Genomic DNA, 15,973 nt, shown 5'->3' on the forward strand with positions numbered 1-15,973 from the left:
CTACCCTTGATATATTCGTCATTCTTGAACATACTGATGGCTGCCCACAGCATAAAGAAGGGAATTACGCTGATAGCAATACTAATGCAACCATTGGATAATTTCTCTTTCATATTCTTCAATTGGTTATGTTTTTTCCTTTTATCTCCTTACCGGTTTCATTTCTTTGATGATACATGGATAGGAATAAAGTTCTATGCTTTTTCAAGATAACCCCCGCTCGGTTAAAAGAAAGAAAAAACAATGAAGGTGTTTTTATTTGTCTTAAACGAAAAGAAGTCGTGCCAAATAGACACGACTTCTTTGTATTTCAAGTATTATGAACTCTTTATTAGTCTGTAACCTGAACAGTTGCACGACGGTTGAAAGAGATTGGTGTCAATGTTTCTACACCACCCTTACCAACTTGGGTAATCTTGTTAGATTGAACACCCATCTTAATAAGTTCGCCTGCCAAAGTCTTAGCACGTTCCTCAGACAACCATTGGTTGCGCTTTGGAGTACCTGTTGCACTATCGGCATAACCTGTAACGAGGAGGTTGTTGTTGTTATCAACAGCGTATTTAGCAAGAGCACGTACGTTTACGAGATCCTTCTGAGAAGCGATGTTTGTCTTGTCTATATTGAAGAATACTGAGATAGGAGTAGAAATCAATTCCTTAACAGATTCGCTTATCGTCTCAACCGGCTTCTGGTTTGCAAGTGCTTCGCGGAGACGAGCATTTTCTGCTTCTGCATCGCGGAGACGTGAGTTCAAAGCATCGAGAGCTGCTTGATGTTGTGCGTTGATAGCATCGAGGTCCGGAGTCTTTTCCCAACCTGTTTTGCCAAGGTTGAACTGAAGACCTAACTCAACATAGAGGTTGTTATCGTGTGAATCCCAACCACGGTTGCCGTAGTACTGGTCGTATCCATCAAGGTCGCCTTCATAGCGATTCCAACCAGCTTCAACATAGATGCGTGCAAGTTTGCTTAAACGAGCAGAAGCCTGAACGCCTGCACTAAGACCTGTAGCATAGTAGTCGTGGCTCATAGAACGACCAACGCCCGCACCTACAAATGGGATAATGTCCAAAAAGCGGTTTTCGCTGTAGCCTAAGAACATATTGGTAAGGTTGAACATTGCCTGACCTTGTGCAATCCAATACTTGTTACCATTGTCAATATTTGAAGTTGGTGAATCGTTATCGCCCACGCGCTTACCCCAAATACCTTGTGCTTTGACACGAAGACCGAGTCCCGGAGTGAACCATTTACCAATAGCGAGTGCTACACCCGGGTTGCTACGGAAATCCTCAAATGGATTTACCTTCAAGTTTGCACCATGTTCCTGCCCAGAGTACCATGCATTCCAATCTGCACCTACTTGAACAAACCAATTGCTCCAAAAAGAATTAGTTGCAACACTATACTTTTGGTAGGCACTTCGTCTTGAGCAAAGCCAGCCATTGAAACACCGGCAAATGCTAATACCATTAAAAATTTTTTCATAACTTTTATTTTATTATACAATCAAATTATCTTTTATCTTGTAATTAGTAAGTTACTAACATATCAAATTATGTGGCAAAAGTACGCATTATTTTTTATATAAGCATCATTTCCTGTTTAAAAAAGCACTTTTTTAGGAAATATTTTTAAGAAAAAGGTAATTTTTCTCTTTATTCCAGCATTTTTTCAATGTCGAGTTGCTTTAATATTGTCAATGTCGTCTTGCCGGTTGGGGTATAGTTTACATTATTGCAAGCAAACAGCTCGTTCACTAAATTCTCCATTTCCTCGTTTCCTAAGACCTGTCCATATGGAATGGCTGCATTTCGTGCAAGGCTTAAAGCCAGAGCTTTGTCTATTTCTTCACTCGCAGAACTGCCACCTTCAAGTGTTGATGCTACCATATCGCCAACAAGGGCTGATATGTTTAAGCCTTCAATACCGGCAGGTACGCCATTCACGGCATAGCTTCCACCGCCCATATTGCTAAGTTCAAACCCCATTGTCTGCATTTCTGAAAGTATCTTTTGCAATATTGCTTCGTTACTTACAGGCAGGTTTACCATTTCAGGAAAAAGCATTTTCTGCGTGTGAGCAGTATGTTTTTTCAGCTGCTCCAGATATTGTTCGTATAATATACGTACGTGCGCGCGATGTTGGTCGATTATCATAAGTCCCGACTTAACAGCAGTCATGATGTAACAACCCTTGTATTGATAATGAGCGGGCGAACGTTCTTCGGCAAGACTCGCTTTACCTGTTTCGTTGGAAGTGAAGATTGGTTGCTCGTCAGGTTGCATCGGAACCGATGAAACATTTTCTGTATCTGTTGAGAAGTCTTTGTTTAACTCCTTGTATAGTTCTTCCCATTTTGTTTGCGATGCAGCAGAAGAATTGCTGTTCTTGGTTTCTTTAAATGGGTTGTAACTTGGATTGAAGTTTACCGTAGGTGCACTTACGTTTGCCGAAGGGTTGAAAACAGGAATATCAGGCTTGCCTTCTGTGTCGAAGTCAATAGCCGGAATATCGTTGAACTTGCCTAATGCCTCTTTTACAGCCGCCATAAGAATTTGCCAAATAGCTTGTTCGTTTTCGAACTTTATCTCTGTTTTGGTGGGGTGGATATTTACATCAATGTTTTCCGGGGGCACTTCAAAATACAGGAAGTAAGGCACTTGTTCGCCAAAAGGCACCAAACGTTCGAAAGCATTGGCTATTGCCTTATTGAAGTAAGGGTGTTTCATATAGCGGTCGTTCACAAAGAAATATTGCAATGCGCCTTTTTTCTTTGCCGATTCAGGCTTGCCAACAAAACCATAAATGCGGCAAAGCGTAGTTTCTACTTCTACTGGAAGTAGGTTTTGATTGAGTCGCTTGCCAAAAACCTCAACAATCCGCTGGCGTAAGCTACAAGCTTTCAGCGAAAATATTTCAACTCCATTGGAGTGTAGCGTAAAAGTAATGTTGGGATAAACCAACACGATTCGTTCGAAAGCAGATAGGATATTGTTCAGTTCCGTTGTGTTCGATTTCAGGAACTTGCGCCGTGCAGGCACATTAAAGAAGAGATTTTCTACTTTGAAGTTGCTACCTATGGGACAAACGCAAGGTTCTTGACCTATGAACTTGCTGCCGGAAATAGAAAGCGACGTACCTATATCGTCTTTTTCTTGGCGGGTTTTCAGTTCTATTTGCGCTACTGCAGCAATGGAGGCTAAGGCTTCGCCACGAAATCCCATTGTAGTTAAAGCAAAAAGGTCGTCTGCTTTCCGTATTTTAGATGTGGCGTGGCGTTCGAAAGAAAGGCGTGCATCGGTTTCCGACATACCTTTTCCATCGTCAATAACTTGTATTGATGTACGCCCGGCATCTACTATGAGAACGTTTATCGTCTTTGCACCGGCATCAACAGCGTTCTCTACCAACTCTTTTACTACGGAGGCAGGGCGTTGTATCACCTCTCCTGCAGCAATTTGGTTTGCCACACTGTCTGGTAAAAGTTGTATTATATCGCTCATTTTTCTCTCTTTTACATAAAATAAACTATCAATAGAACTGCCAAAATAGTTAAAACGGTTGCAATTCCGACAATCATCATGAAGCGGTTATTTGCCTTTTGGCGAGTATTTCGCTCGCTGTGGAAATTGAAACTAACTTTTTTATCGTTTGTTTCCATTGCCTTTCCGCCTTCAATCTCTAACTTTACCCGATTTTTTAGTTTGCTCAGACGTTCTTTTCGTTCATCAACGTAAATGTATTCGTGATGAAATCGTCGTGGTTTTGGTAAATTAAAGAATATCATAAAAGCGAAAAATTTACTGTTAGTTGGCAATTTGTTGGCGTGGTGGTGCAGCAACTTCGCTTGGGCGAATATCGGTATCGTCTTTGCGTGCCACCTTTCTGAATATGTCGTACTTGTCTTTTGGTCTTACTGCTTCGTACCAATGAAAGTTCGGAAGCAGTGTTTTATCGGGCGGAATTTGCGTCATAGGGTATAAAGTAGACGTGAACTTGTTCGTCCAAATCTTCTCTAACTGTCGTTGGGGCGACATATAGATGCGCATCGTATCGGTTTCTAAATAGTTTAAACCTATAAGCGAACTGTCTCTTTCTTCTATTGGATAATACACTGTTACCACATTGCTGATAGCTTGTGCTGTTCTTATTTTGCCATCAATAAACTGTGCATGCATTGTTTTCGATGCTATTTGATTGTAATGTTCCTTGTCGTTAAGCTCTTCTATTGATAGCGCATTGCCTAAAATATGTGCCTCGCGAATAGTGGAATCGTTCATAAACACTTTAATAGAGTCGCCCAGCAGTTGTCTGTTATCACTCCAAACAATAGGTTCTTGGTACATTACCAAGCAGGAATCTTTCGTGTTGGCAATGAAAAAGCCACATACGGCTTGTATGTCGGTACGATAAGCACGTACATTATCTACACCAAAAATCTTGCGGTACCCCTGTGGCGTATCAATATTGAAGGCTTTCATGCTAATGGTATCTGCATGAATAAACAATGTATCGTTACTTTCCGAGAAGTCTTTGGCAACAGGACCGGGATTGCCACCGTATGCAATGGCTGCCGTATCGGTGTAATGAACATAGTCGCCTTTGAATGCGTGCTTGCTTTTATAATCTATATAGTCTACATTGCCTTTGCCTTCGCCAACGTGCGTCTTACTATTATATAATAGGTGGTCGCCCGTTATGGTGCGTTTCTTCAGGTTGTCCACAATCTTTACGTTGCCATGTCCCTCGCTGTGTCCGGTATTTGCATTGTAAATAACGTCTTCCCCGGTTATGGTACGTTGCTCCTTGTGGTCGATAATCTTAACTTTGCCATGGCCTTCGGTATGTCCGGTTTTGCTATTGTAAGTAACATTATCACCCACCATGGTACGTTTGTTTACCTTATCGTTTATCTTTACGTTGCCATGTCCCTCTGCATCGCCCGTAGTACTGTTGTAGATTATATTGTTTCCTTCAATATCGCGCTGTGGTGATTTAATCGTAGAATAGCCATTCAGCTGCATATAGTCGGTTTTGCTGTTGTATGTTCCATCGTTCGTATGTACAACCTCACCTCGTTTTGTGCGGATAATCGATTTTCCCAATACGTTCATTAAGCCCGTATCGGTATTTCCGCGTGCCGTAGGCGTGTTGATGTCGTACTTTGGTGTGTGTATTACAACATTACCATCGAAGTTTGCATCGTGTGTTTCGGTGTTGTAATCGCCTTGGTCAGCCACTACCACGCTGTTGCCATAGGTCAATGTGCCACGTCCACCGAAGTAATTGGCTACATTTGAAATCATATTGTAGTCCAGACTATCGCATTTCAACGATTTGAATGGTTGGCGTACAACAACCTTTTCGCGTGCTTTTAAGGTTTGCAAGTAGCCATCGTAATAAGCTCGTTGGCAGGTGATACGTGTACCATCTTTGCGTTTTAAATCTACGTGCCCAAATGCTTGAAACGTACTTTGCTGTTCGTTAAGATAGGCACTGTCGCACAATAAAGTCATGTCTTTATATCGAAACTTAACATTACCTTTTGCAATTTGCACGTTAGGCAGCTCCATTTGGTTGTAGCGCAAGATGTCTGCGTAGTCAATATACACTTTGGCTCCCTGCTTCTGCTTATCTTTTTGTGCAGAAACAGAGAGCGACACGCTTAGTCCAAACAGGCATAGAATCAAGTAATTGAAGATTCTATGCCCGTATAAGTTCGTTATTCCTTTGTTATTTCGATTCATCTAATCCAACCTTCATATTCGAAATCACAGTCTCGATACTCCGGTGCCATCTTAACATAAGTTTCTTTTACCTTCTTTTCAATCCATTTGTGGATAATGTCCTGACGCTTTTTTGCAATCACAATATCCTTCATAGGTTGTAAATCTTCAGTAATTGTGGCACGGTGTTCGTCTATTCTGCTCTTCAATTTAATGATAGCACAAACTTCTTTACCTCTTGCATCTATCATTTTAAAAGGTGCTGATATGTCGCCAACCTTCATTGTTTCAACAACACGTGCTATTTCGGAAGGCAAATCTTTCATTGCAAAGTGAGAAGTACGTGCCATTCCCGTAGCATTTATCATAAGTCCGTGATTGTTTCTCGTATCTTTGTCATCTGAAATGAAAGCAGTAGCTTCATCGAAAGTGAACTTTCCTGCTTTAATATCATTGCAAATGGAATCCAAACGATTGGTTGCAGCCTCTAATGCTGCATCCGATACTCTTGGTTTCAACAAGATGTGACGGCAATTTATCTTATCGCCACGGCGGTCTATCAATTGTATGATATGGTAACCGAAGTCGCTTTCCACCACCTTTGAAATCTTTTTGGGGTCGGTTAAATTAAATGCTGCAGCTGCAAACGTTGGGTCGAGCATACCACGCCCCATATATCCCAACTCGCCACCTCTACGTGCAGAGCCCGGGTCTTCAGAATAAAGGCGTGCCAATGTTTCAAAAGAAGTTTCTCCATTCATTACTCGTTCTGTATAATTGCGGAGCTGGTCTTTTATTCTACTCACTTCTTCTGCCTCTATCTTTGGCGTTTGCGTCAGAATTTGCACCTCAACATTGGTCGGAATCATCGGAATGCTGTCTGCGGGGAGCTTCTTAAAGTATTCGCGCACTTCTGCCGGCGATACTTTCACCTCACCTACAAGTTTCTCTTGCATCTTCTGTACCAACTGACGGTTCTTGAAATCGTCGTGCAAATCTTGTCGTATCTGTGTAATACTCTTGTGTTGATACTCTTCCAGCTTCTCCTTTGAACCTATCTGGGGAATTGCAATCCAAGCGTTGATTTGCTGTTCTACGCCTTGTGCTATTTCTGCTTCGGTTACAACAATACTGTCTAATGCCGCCTGATGCAAGAAAAGCTTTTGTACAGCAATCTGCTCGAGAAGTTCACAATTGGGATTTTTCTTCCATTTTACGCCTTCAGCTTCGCTTTGCAACCGCATAATTTCGACGTCAGACTTGAGAATAGGCTCATCGCCCACTACCCATAGTACCTCATCGACAACGCTTTCAGGGTTGGCAACTTCGACATCTGTCGAGTCATTCTTTGGTACAAACTGAGCAGTAGACAGTAATCCTGTTGGCAATCCCATCATTGTAATGGCAGTGCCGGCAAGAATAAATGCCACATAATATTTTCTTATATTCATAAAATCCTTTTCAACATTAATGCTTGTTTACGGTAGCCAATACTTCCCGATTGACTGTTACCGCATACTTCTTGCGCAAATCTTTTACCCATTCTTTTTCCAACACCTCTTGGTAGTCAGATACTACTTGGCTGCGCACATCGTCCAACTCTTCCGGAGCTTTGAGTTTCTTTCCATAAACAGCATCAATAGGATAGTCCTTTATAGGCTTTACTTCTGCTTTTTGTTTGAAGATCTCTCTGTCTATCAATGGATTGTCGCCTGCTTTAAACAGTCCTTTCTCTACACGAACGCGGATAGTGCTATCGTTATTGAACTTAGTGCGCAATGTTTTTGCCCATTCTTTAAATGGTATTTTTGCGATACAGTCCTTTACAGCCTTTACATCGTCTTGCTTTTGCACATGGTAAGCAATACCTTTGAAGCGCGGTTCTTTCCAAGCATAGTTCTTTTTGTTCTTCTTAAAGAACGATTGCAATCCCTCTTCGTCGGCTGCAGCCTTGTCCCAAATGGTGCGAGTACTCATCTCGATAAGAAGAAGTCCGTCGTGATATTCTCTTATAAGATGCTTTAAATTAGCATCTTTGGCTTCCATTTCCGCAAGTCTCTTTTCCACTAACTGCTGTGGGGTAACGCCATTGCCTGCCTCTACCGCCATATTCTTCAGCTTCTGGTCGATGATTTGCTCGCGCAAATTGCGTGCCTCAATGAAGTGATAAATATCTGCTTTCAAAGAGTCGTATGGTTGGAACTCCTCTTTTTCGATATACTTAATAATATGATAGCCAAATGGAGAAAGCACAGGGTGGCTTATTTCGCCCGGCTTCATAGAGAACAAAGCATTCTCAAAGCTCTGTACGGTTTGTCCTTTCGTAATCAAAGACAACTCTCCGCCACGTGCTGCAGAGCCCGGGTCGTCTGAATATTTCTTTGCCAACTCGGCAAAGTTGCCACCTTTTTTCAACACATTATATATAGAGTCGGCTCTGTTGGCAATTGCCGTTTGTTCGCTGTCGGTAGCTTTTTGCTTGAGCGCAAGCAAGATATGCGCACAGCGAACCAAACCGCCATTACTTTCTATTCTGTCTCTTGCTTCCTTATAAATCTTCCGTGCCTCTGCCTCTACGTCAGCATCGGTAATCATTGTTGGGCGTACCTGCTGGTCGCGATAAGTCATAAACTCCTGTTTGAAAGAAGTAAGTGTATCGAGTTTCGCATCTAATGCCGCTTGCACCTTCAATTTATAATTGATAAACAAGTCTACATATTCTTCTATCGACTTCTTGTCAATTACCCCTTCTGTATTATTTTTGTTGTAAGAATACTCAAATTCAGAACGGGTAACAGGCTGACCGTTCACTGTCATGATAATCGGGTCGTTTTGCTGTGCAAAAACCATTGTGCTGCTAAGCAGTGCGGCAGCGAAAAATGCTATTATTCTCATTTCAAACGATATTCATTCTATGCCTCGTTTGTGTTGAGGCTTGTTTTTAACTTATTATTTATAGTGAAACAATATTCTTCTCCCGTTATAACGAGAGCGGAGTTTGTTTTATTATTCCGGACGCGAATAGTTTGGTGCTTCGCTTGTTATGGCAATGTCGTGTGGGTGGCTTTCCATCACACCTGCGTTGGTAATGCGTGTGAAACGTGCATTATGAAGTTTCTCGATCGAAGCCGCGCCGCAGTATCCCATACCCGAACGCAAACCGCCCACAAGTTGATAAATTACTTCCTGCACAGTTCCCTTATATGGAACACGACCTGCAATTCCTTCCGGAACAAGTTTCTTGTTGTCGCTGATGTCGCCTTGGAAATAGCGGTCGCGCGAACCGTTCTTCTGTTCCATAGCTTCCAACGAACCCATGCCGCGATAGCTCTTGAACTTACGTCCGTTGAAGATGATGGTGTCGCCCGGCGACTCCTCTGTTCCGGCCACCAATGAACCAATCATAACACTACTGCCACCTGCAGCCAATGCTTTTACTACGTCGCCCGAATAGCGCAGACCACCGTCGGCAATCAATGGAACATCGGTATCTTTCAATGCTGAATAAACATCGTAGATGGCACTCAATTGCGGTACACCTACGCCGGCAACCACACGTGTGGTACAGATTGAACCCGGTCCGATGCCCACTTTCACAGCGTCAGCACCATTTTCAACAAGGAACTTTGCCGCTTCGCCCGTTGCAATGTTGCCTACTACGACATCAAGGTTGGGGAAAGCAGCCTTCACATTGTGCAATTTGCTAATCACACCTTGTGAATGTCCGTGTGCCGTATCGATAACTATGGCATCGACACCGGCTTCTACCAATGCCGAAGCACGCTCCATCGTATCGGCTGTAACTCCTACACCGGCAGCAACGCGCAAGCGTCCTTTCTCGTCCTTGCATGCCATAGGTTTGTCTTTCGCCTTCGTTATGTCCTTATAGGTAATCAAGCCCACCAAGTGATTGTCCTTATCGACAACCGGCAGTTTTTCTATTTTGTTCTCTTGCAATATTTGTGCAGCCGCTGTAAGGTCGGTTTGTTGGTGTGTCGTTACAAGGTTTTCGCTTGTCATTACCTCGTCGATGGTTTTATCGAAGTGGCGTTCGAAACGTAAATCACGGTTGGTAACAATACCTACCAAGTGGTTTTCATCATCAACAACAGGAATGCCCCCGATATGATATTCAGCCATCATAGCCAAAGCGTCTCTTACGGTGCGCCCCCTGCGAATGGTAACCGGGTCGTAAATCATGCCGTTCTCGGCACGCTTCACGATAGCAACTTGTCGGGCTTGCTCTTCGATAGCCATATTCTTGTGTATCACACCGATTCCTCCCTCGCGTGCTATGCTATTGCCATCGAGCTTTCCGTTACGGTGTCCATTGCCGCCGTAACAAAAGGAATGTTCAGCTCTATATTACGCGAGAACTTGGTTTTCAACTCCACCCCTTTGGGTAGTACTTCTGAATAAGCCGGTATTAAAAGGACGTCATCGTAGGTTAATCCGTCCATTACGATTTTATCTGCAACAAATGAAGACATATATGTATATTAGAAAATTTATTGCGTGCAAATTTACTAATTATAATTCATACCCACTGCCATTTATATGGTTTTTCTATCGTGCATTAAAAGTATTTAACGCATTGACTTACTTCGAGTCCTTAATGGTTATCTTCTTTGTTTTTTGTTCTTTGCATCGAACTTGTAAGTGAAGGATATGCGTGCGTAATGGTGCATCCATTCTTCCCAGATCTCGGTGCGTTGCGTTGGTGTTACGGTAGAATTGTTCCACATGAATTGGTTCAGAATGTCGTTAAGCTCTATGCCCAGCACGCCTTTACCTTTCCAAAAGAGCCACTTCGCACTTGCGTCCCATATGAAACGGTGCTTGTTTAGTTCCGGACTTAGGTAACCGGAGCGTAACCGGTCTTCGAATTTTGTAGAAAATTCCCACCGGTTTAGCTTTGCCAAACATTTCAGTCCTAAGTTGTAATCGCCAAATGTGTTGTTGTATTCACGTGCCAGCGAATATCTGTTCCGGCGCAAATTCATTGTGCCAAAAAGGGTAAGTTCAAGCCAATCGTGCTCGTAGCTAAGTTCCGGCGATAGGTTCAGCGTAAACTGTTTCAGCTTGTTCTGTTGCTTTGCTACCGTTTCGTCGAGTGCAGCAAGATAGCCATACGATGTTGTGAAGTAGGTTTCAGCTTTCGTAGATAGGTGGAAATTGTCGCCAATGCCCTTGTCTAACACTGCACTGAAGAGCCATTGGTCGCCACCCCGCACGTTTTCGTCGTGTGTTCGGTAGACGCCTGTGGTTGGATTATAGTAGTAAACACTTGCTATTGGGTTGATGTTGTGCGTGTAGCCGGCCTTCAGCAACAGCATGGATTGTATTCTTGGCAAGGTTTGTCTGTACGTTATCACGCTGCTGTGCTTGTGGCTTCGGTGCAGCAGTGGGTTGCCTTCCTTAATCCAAAGTGGGTCCGTATCGTCGCAATAGGCAAGACTTGAAAGCAAATCGGGTAGGGTTGTAGCATAGTTGAACGTAAAGCTGAAGTTGCTGCGCTTGCCAACCTTCCATTTAATTTCCATATTTGGGTTTGTCAGTATGCTGTTTCGGGTTGCTGTGGTGTCTAATCTGCCACGTTGATAGTCTAAGTTTTCGTGCAGCCGGTTTACTTTTATGTTCGGAATAAACTGCCATTTGCCCAGCTTGTAGGTCAGCCCTAACTGTGCTGTATGGGTTGTTGTGCTTTTGTGGCTGTCGAAACTGTTGGCTGCATCTTTCACGTTGTCAATGTCGTTGTCTAACTTCGACTGCACATTGGTGCTGTAGAAGTCCTGCCGTACCGACTCGTTAAGTTTGTCGAATGTGTATCCTCCCGTTAAAAGCAAGTTCTTTTTAACGTAATATCTCAGTTCTGTGTATGCCTTAATGTCTAAATTATGTAAGGGCGAATGGCTGTATTGGTACAGCGGCGACTGCACTCCCTGCTCCACATAGTCTATCTGTTGGTTCGTATTCGTGCGGTAGTTGCCATTGCTGTAATTTACTATTGTACCAAAAGAAAGTTCGCCTTTCTTTCCTAAGAAATGCACCCATTTAGCGTCTAACGTGGTGTTTAGCTCTTTGTTTGTGCTTTGTGCGTAGGTGCGTTTGCGGTTAATGAGGTGGCTATATATGTCGTCCCCATGCTGTGCCATTAAGGCAGGGTCGAGCGGAAAGTTGCCAAAGGCTTCCGGATTGCTGTTAAATCGGGCACTGCCGGTTTCTTGGTTCTTCTTTTGAAACGTATATTCCAATTCCGCATTAGCCGTTATGTAGTTTACGGAATCGGCGAAAGTGAAAAGGTTAGCCCTTACCGATGGTGCTATTTTGTGGTCGTACCATTTGTTTCTACTTAGTCCCCACGTCTTTGCGTTGCCTGATGTCGGTATGGTCCGGTCGGTTTTATATTCCGTTCCCCGGCCGTCAGTGTGGTTAAAGTTGGAACTGAATGATACATTATTGTTGTTAGAGAACTTGTGCGTGCCCTGTTTCCAATTGTGTTGCCACGCTGCTGCAGCACTCTGTGCTTTGCCGAAGTTGTCGAAAGCCCCCTTGTTGTACCAATCAATTCCCAGCTTTTGGCTATAGTCTATGTTGTTGGCATCGAGGCTTATCAGCGTTGGATTTTTGTCGCTCAAGAGGTTTGCCTGAATAGCGGCTTGGTAGTTCTTGGGTGTTTGCAGCTTTGCAGTCATGTTGCCGTACCACTTGTCCATGAAACCGGGCTTGATGTTAATGTCTAAAACGTTGTCGTCCTTGCCATCGTCGTTGCCCGACTGCCGTGCCAGTTCGCTTGCTTTGTTGTAGGTTTTTATGTTTTTCACCGCCTCGGCAGGTATTTCTCCTACGATGCTGCCGCCGCCAAAGATGTCGCGACCATTCATAAGCATACGCAAAGGCTTGTTGTTCCAGTAGAGTTTGCCTTCCTTTTCCACCACTCCCGGCAGGCGTTTAATCAGCTCGTCGAGCCTTGCTCCCTCTTTCAGTTTGAAGGCTTCGGGGTGGAAGACGATGGTGTCGCCACTCATTGTAAAGCGGCGCGCCTTTGCCGTAACTACAACATCGTCGAGCATCAGTTCGGTAGGTTTCAGCAGAAAGTCGCCTAAATCCAACGTGTCTGTAGTTGTATAGCCTGCCGAATAGGAATGCTTTGTTGTTGTTTCATAACCTATCATGCCGGCTTTAACATTCATACGTCCCTCAAATCCGCTTGAACAGAAGAATTTTCCTTCTAAATCGGAAGTTAAGTCTATTATTTGTGTGCTATTGCCATTTTTTTATTTCCACCTTTACAGAAGCATTTTCTATTGGTTCTTTGGTGTTCGCATCAAGTACGCGACCCTTTATCGCATCGGCGTAAACGGTGGTGGAGATAGATAAAAGCGCAAGCAAGAGCGTTGCAAAAAGTGTATGTTTCAACTTCATTGTATGTACTGGATTGTTCGGTAATATCTGTTCAAGACCATACGCATGGTAGTCTTTATTTACAAAAATAGTTGTTTTATTTCATATAGGTGTTTCTTTTTATTGTTTTTGTTGGAATTTAACATATTGAAAATCAAGGAACTTATCATATCCTACTATCAGTTAGACACCCTACTTGTTGTTTTTCATCTCAGCGTAACGAAAGTGTATATCGTTTAAAAAGAATGGATTATGATTTAATATACTTATAAACAAAAAGAAATGAAGCTATCTTCGTCCTTGAAATCTTACACCGAATGCACGTTATTCATGAACGTTTTCGTTCAACCAAATGAGCAATGCCAAATTAATTTAAGCATTGCCATGTCGAGAAAACGCACTTTTCGAGGAACGTGAAAAGAACGAAAAGAAGACCTTAAAAGTGTAAATATTTTTCAGAAGCATTAGCGTTGCGTAACTATCTATGCACCAATACATTACAAAACCTATTGTTTTGCGTTCCAAAACCGTAGGTTTTGCACGGTAAAAGCGTAGGTTTTACAACGCAAAACCTACGGTTTCGCAATGCCAAAGCGTAGTTATCATTTTTTAAGAGAATTATCTTTACAGAATAAGGGCGTTTTTCAGCTCTTATCATAAGCAAGAAAAAGAAAATCAATCTCTCTAATAATCTTCCAATTGAACTCATTTTCTTAGCAAAGAAAACTAATCAAACAAGCTTTTATACCCAAACAAAAAGGCAGCCCGAATGTCGGACTGCCTTTTGTTTGTATGCGAACGAAAGGTTTAATCTTCCTTTTCAGCATCGATAGTCTTTATTTTTTGCTTTGTTTCTTCCAACTCGTCTTTCAGCTTTTGCACACGACGGTTCATATCGTCGATAAGGCTATTACCCTTCTTGCTGCTGATATTGAGGAAGCCAAGGTTGTTTTCGTAAGTGTTTATCTCCTGCTTCAGCTGCTCAAAGCGACGCATAAGGCGGCCGCGCTCGTTGTCGATAGCGTTTTCGCCACGCTTTGCCACCTTCTTCAAGTTGTTGCGGAAGTTGTCTATACGGCGGCGAGAAGCTTGATATTTAATGTTTTGTAGAGTTTGTCGAGTATTTCGTGATACTCTTTGAACATCTTGTCCTTTTCCTTGAATGGCACATGCCCTATCGTATTGAACTCATCGGTGAGCTTGCGCATTTCTTCCTGTAGGTTCTCTACTGTACCTTCGGCAAGTTGTTTGAGCTTTTCTATAATCTCATTCTTTTTTGCAAGATTTTCACGCTCATTGCTTCTCTCGTCGGCATGAATGGCATTGCGGGCTTCGAAGAAGTGGTTGCACGCTGCAAGGAAGTCTTCCCAAAGCTGGTCGCCCAATCGTTTTGGCACCATTCCGATGGTTTTCCATTCCTTTTGAAGGGCAATGAGCTTGTCTGAAGTCTTCTTCCAATCGGTAGAATCTTTCAATGCCTGCGCCTTTTCTACAAGTTCTTGCTTGCGCTTTGCGTTTTCGGCGTACTTCTCTTTCAGTCCTTTGAAGTATTCGCCCTTCTTCGTGAAGAACTCGTCGCATGCAGCACGGAAGCGTTCAAAGATTTTAGTGTTCATCTTCTGAGGCGTAAAACCGATGGTTTTCCACTCTTGCTGCAAAGCTATGATTTCTTTTGACTGGCTGTCCCAATCGCTTGTATTCTTGCGTTCCTGCTTTACGATGTCTTCAATCTTCTCACAAAGTGCAGTCTTCTTGACAAGATTTTCTTCTTCTTCAGCACGTATTTCTTCAAAATGCTGCTGATGACGCTTGTTGATTACCGTGCTGGCAGCCTTGAAACGTTGCCATACTTGCTCGCGAAGTTCCTTTTCAACAGGACCTGTTTCGCGGTATTCTTGGTGCAAATCTTGTAGTTGGTGGAAAGCACTGATAACGTCTGACTCTTCTGCAAGCTTCTCTGCAGCTTCGCAAAGTTGTGTTTTCTTCTCAAGATTTTTCTTAAAATCGTATTCACGTGCTTCGCGGTTGAGGTTCAGTAAGTCGTAATACTGCTCAACATATAGTTGGTAGTTGCGCCACAATTCGTTTACCTTTTCGGCCGGAACGGGTTTTATGGTTTTCCATTCTTGCTGCAACACCTTAAATTCCTTGAAGTTATTGTTTGCTTCCTCCGGTGTTGTAGCCATCGTTTTTATCTTTTCAATAATGGCTTCTTTCTTCTTCAGGTTTTCTTGCTTAAGGTCTTCTTGTTCCAAGAATGCTTTTTGGCGTTTCTCCTTAATAACTGCCATTGCAGCTTTGAAAGCCTCTTCTTCCTCATCGGGCAATACCTGATACTTCTCCGGCTCGCCACCTGCTTCAAGATAAGCCTTTTGCTGCGCTTCGCGCTCAGCAATATGAAGTCGATAGAACGACGTCTTCAGATGGTCTATTTCAGCTTTCTCCGGAGTATCCTCGCTGTCGGCAATTGTTTTCATGCGCTCTACAATCTCCTTCTTAGAGCTATAGAGTTTGTTTGCGAGGGTATCTTCTTCCCTTAATTGTTGGTTGTCAGCTGCCGCTGTTGCCGTTTCTTGCGCAGTTTCTGCTGTTGTTTCGGCTTCGTTTACGGTTTGTTCTGCTGTCGTTTCAGACTGCTTTACTTCTTCTGTTCCCTGATTAAGGGCATTCTCTTGAGAGTCCATCATTTCACTGTTAGTTTATGATTCGAGTTTTTTCATTGATTTTACGCTGCAGCCACCTTATATAATAGCTGCAAGTGCAATACTATCTATTAAAGTGCAAACTTAGATAAAAAGTTTTAAACCACCTAAATTTATACTTTCTTTTTTATGCTT

7 protein-coding genes and 3 pseudogenes are annotated in these 15,973 nt (G+C 42.9%); all 10 read right to left on the reverse strand.

What is annotated here, in order from left to right; translation table 11 throughout:
• Nucleotides 1–331 precede the first annotated feature (331 nt).
• Nucleotides 332–1,491, reverse strand: a pseudogene (locus JCM15124_RS13415) (OmpA family protein).
• Between the two features lie 170 nt (nucleotides 1,492–1,661).
• A complete protein-coding gene (gene mutL / locus JCM15124_RS05700) occupies nucleotides 1,662–3,509 on the reverse strand; it encodes a DNA mismatch repair endonuclease MutL (protein ID WP_024998658.1) in 1,848 nt (615 codons plus the stop codon).
• A gap of 11 nt (nucleotides 3,510–3,520) precedes the next feature.
• Nucleotides 3,521–3,793, reverse strand: coding sequence for a hypothetical protein (locus tag JCM15124_RS05705; protein WP_024998659.1), 273 nt, complete (start codon nucleotides 3,791–3,793; stop codon nucleotides 3,521–3,523).
• 19 nt (nucleotides 3,794–3,812) lie between these two features.
• Nucleotides 3,813–5,753, reverse strand: a complete 1,941-nt coding sequence (locus JCM15124_RS05710; RefSeq protein ID WP_024998660.1) for an OstA-like protein — start codon at nucleotides 5,751–5,753, stop codon at nucleotides 3,813–3,815.
• On the reverse strand, nucleotides 5,750–7,183 hold the full coding sequence (locus tag JCM15124_RS05715; RefSeq protein WP_024998661.1) for a peptidylprolyl isomerase: 1,434 nt from the start codon (nucleotides 7,181–7,183) through the stop codon (nucleotides 5,750–5,752). Before JCM15124_RS05715 ends, JCM15124_RS05710 begins: the two co-directional genes overlap by 4 nt.
• A 16-nt stretch (nucleotides 7,184–7,199) precedes the next feature.
• Complete coding sequence (locus tag JCM15124_RS05720; protein ID WP_024998662.1) at nucleotides 7,200–8,627, reverse strand: peptidylprolyl isomerase; 1,428 nt, start codon at nucleotides 8,625–8,627, stop codon at nucleotides 7,200–7,202.
• A gap of 111 nt (nucleotides 8,628–8,738) precedes the next feature.
• Nucleotides 8,739–10,222 (reverse strand): annotated as a pseudogene (gene guaB / locus JCM15124_RS13420) (IMP dehydrogenase).
• A gap of 129 nt (nucleotides 10,223–10,351) precedes the next feature.
• Nucleotides 10,352–12,925, reverse strand: coding sequence for an outer membrane beta-barrel protein (locus JCM15124_RS13425; RefSeq protein ID WP_232220097.1), 2,574 nt, complete (start codon nucleotides 12,923–12,925; stop codon nucleotides 10,352–10,354).
• A 70-nt stretch (nucleotides 12,926–12,995) separates the two neighbouring features.
• Nucleotides 12,996–13,157 carry a peptidase associated/transthyretin-like domain-containing protein gene (locus JCM15124_RS16505; protein ID WP_232220098.1) on the reverse strand — a complete coding sequence of 54 codons (162 nt, stop codon included), beginning with the start codon at nucleotides 13,155–13,157 and terminating at the stop codon, nucleotides 12,996–12,998.
• A gap of 786 nt (nucleotides 13,158–13,943) precedes the next feature.
• A pseudogene (locus JCM15124_RS13430) lies at nucleotides 13,944–15,823 on the reverse strand (DUF349 domain-containing protein).
• Between the last annotated feature and the right edge of the window lie 150 nt (nucleotides 15,824–15,973).

The sequence above is a fragment of the Prevotella falsenii DSM 22864 = JCM 15124 genome, from assembly GCF_000613945.1.
Classification (GTDB): Bacteria; Bacteroidota; Bacteroidia; order Bacteroidales; family Bacteroidaceae; genus Prevotella; species Prevotella falsenii.